At 41.7% G+C, this 2,046-nt stretch carries 3 protein-coding genes, 1 tRNA gene and 2 rRNA genes; 3 read left to right on the top strand and 3 right to left on the bottom strand.

What is annotated here, in order from left to right:
* Positions 1 to 471: 471 nt before the first annotated feature.
* The 3 genes from K0625_RS24750 to K0625_RS24740 all read left to right on the top strand — a co-directional run bounded on the left by K0625_RS24750 (position 472) and on the right by K0625_RS24740 (position 1,503).
* Positions 472 to 660 carry a helix-turn-helix domain-containing protein gene (locus tag K0625_RS24750; protein WP_269902821.1) on the top strand — a complete coding sequence of 63 codons (189 nt, stop codon included), beginning with the start codon at positions 472 to 474 and terminating at the stop codon, positions 658 to 660.
* 19 nt (positions 661 to 679) lie between these two features.
* Positions 680 to 874 (top strand): helix-turn-helix domain-containing protein, encoded by a 195-nt coding sequence (locus K0625_RS24810; protein ID WP_333473933.1) that lies wholly within the window; start codon positions 680 to 682, stop codon positions 872 to 874.
* A 155-nt stretch (positions 875 to 1,029) separates the two neighbouring features.
* On the top strand, positions 1,030 to 1,503 hold the full coding sequence (locus K0625_RS24740) for an IS630 family transposase (RefSeq protein WP_333473932.1): 474 nt from the start codon (positions 1,030 to 1,032) through the stop codon (positions 1,501 to 1,503).
* A 133-nt stretch (positions 1,504 to 1,636) separates the two neighbouring features.
* On the opposite strand, the gene rrf (K0625_RS24235) is transcribed toward K0625_RS24740, so the two are convergent.
* From rrf (K0625_RS24235) to rrf (K0625_RS24225), 3 genes are all read right to left on the bottom strand, one after another.
* A 5S ribosomal RNA gene (gene rrf / locus K0625_RS24235) occupies positions 1,637 to 1,752 on the bottom strand.
* 19 nt (positions 1,753 to 1,771) lie between these two features.
* Positions 1,772 to 1,847 (bottom strand) — tRNA-Thr (locus K0625_RS24230).
* A gap of 80 nt (positions 1,848 to 1,927) precedes the next feature.
* Positions 1,928 to 2,043: ribosomal RNA gene (gene rrf / locus K0625_RS24225) — 5S ribosomal RNA — on the bottom strand.
* Positions 2,044 to 2,046 lie beyond the last annotated feature (3 nt).

The following is a 2,046-nucleotide window of genomic DNA, read 5'->3' as shown; positions in this document are numbered from 1 at the left end:
TTTGTTCACTCTCGTGTCAACAACCATCTAATAAAGCTTCTAAAGCATTTGTCACCTGAATCAAATCTCCGAGGAGTTTTGATTCTCTAACACTGCTGCAAGTCCCGTGCTATCTACTCTTTCGACTAGGTAGTTGGCCTGCTGTGCCGTGTCAGTGGATGCGCATTATAGGGATTACTCGCAACTGTGCAAGGGCTTTTTTCACTAAATATTTATTTATTTTTTATACCTAATGTAGACACATCATGCCCACTACTTACCCACAGAGTTGTTCACAAAAACAAAATAGAGTCCTTTGCTACTCACTGAAGATTTAATAACCCCAATTACCTTATAGCATCATAAAGTGCCTTATTAGAGGTCACTAGCTCTAGCATATACGAAAATTATCTCCCCCATATCGGGCTGTAATACCAATCGGTATAAAGGGTTATCTAATATACCTAGTTAATTCTATGAGTTGAATTGCATATGGAAAAGCCTGAAACCACCGATTTTCGAAGCCTGGCTCGCCGAGAGAAAAATGCACAAAAGCGGAGCCGCCTTTTAGCCTTGGCGCACTTCAGTGAAGGTCACAATCGCTCTGAGATAACCAAAATACTTAAAGTGAGCCGTACCAGTGTAAATAAATGGGTAGATGATTTTTGGAGCAAGGCTTAGTTGGACTTGAGCACAAAACATCCCTGGTCGGCCTCCAGCCTTAAATGCAGCTCAATCTAGACAACTTTCAACATTTATTGAACAGCAAAGTCTCTCTGAAACTGGCGGGAGACTTTCTGGTCATGACATTAATGAATACCTTTTTAAGAACTTTGGCATTAGGTATGAGTTATCAAGCATCTATAGGGTTTTAAAAAGGCTAGGCTTTTCATAGATAACGAGTCGCTCAAAGCATCCTAAACAATCAATAGCTGCACAAGAAGCTTTTAAAAAACTTCCGCTTGAAAACGATCCTTAACATTCCGGGCCATATCGCTTTATCTCAAGTCGATGTCTGGTTTCAGGATGAAGCTAGAGTAGGCCAACAAAATACAACTACGCGTTTATGGGGAAAAAGGAAGTCGTCCAAGAGTTGTTCGGCAGCAACAGTTTGAATATGCCTATGTTTTCGGTACTGTATGTCCGGCGAATGGTAACACTGAGGCACTTATCACTCCTTGGGTCGACAAAGGGATAATGCACCAACACCTAAAGCTTATCTCTCAAGCAACCCTTCCAGATCATCACGCTGTAGTGATCATGGATGGTGCTGGTTGGCATAGTAAAGATCTAGATGATGAGTTTGATAATCTGACGATGCTCAAACTTCCTCCCTATTCACCAGAACTCAACCCTATTGAACAAGTTTGGGACTGGATGAGACAGCATCACTTAGTTAATAGGTGTTTTTCCAATTATGAGGATATTGTTGAGCAATGCTCACAAGCCTGGAATAGCTTTATTAGTGACATTAGTACGGTGAAAACTTTATGCAATCGTTCATGGATAAATCTGACCAGATGATTATACCGATTGGTATAAGTGGAAAAGCCACCTGCCTACATTGAAATTGGCTATGGAAAGCAACGTTGAAAACTTATAAAACCCAAACGCAAAAAGGCCACCTTAATAAGGTGGCTTTTTCACTTAAATAGGCGTTTGGAAATGACCTACTCTCACATGGGGAGACCCCACACTACCATCGGCGCGATTGCGTTTCACTTCTGAGTTCGGGATGGGATCAGGTGGGACCACAATGCTATGGTTTCCAAACAAATTCTGTATGCAAAAATGGTGCTGATACCCAGAATCGAACTGGGGACCTCATCCTTACCAAGGATGCGCTCTACCGACTGAGCCATATCAGCATTTTTGTTTTATATCTAATAACTTAGTCTTATGCGATTCAAAAACAAACATCACAGCTATGTTATTTATTAAAATAGGCGCCTGGAAATGACCTACTCTCACATGGGGAGACCCCACACTACCATCGGCGCGATTGCGTTTCACTTCTGAGTTCGAGATGGGATCAGGTGGGACCACAATGCTATTGTTTCCAGACTA

It is taken from the genome of Shewanella nanhaiensis (assembly GCF_019457885.1).
Classification (GTDB): domain Bacteria; phylum Pseudomonadota; class Gammaproteobacteria; order Enterobacterales; family Shewanellaceae; genus Shewanella; species Shewanella nanhaiensis.
The sequence above is the reverse complement of the archived record's forward strand: the minus strand, read 5'-3'. Positions and strand labels throughout refer to the sequence as shown.

Bases quoted from the DNA above. Each gene is read 5' to 3' on its own strand.
- K0625_RS24750 (WP_269902821.1), top strand. From the start codon at position 472: ATGGAAAAGCCTGAAACCACCGATTTTCGAAGCCTGGCTCGCCGAGAG.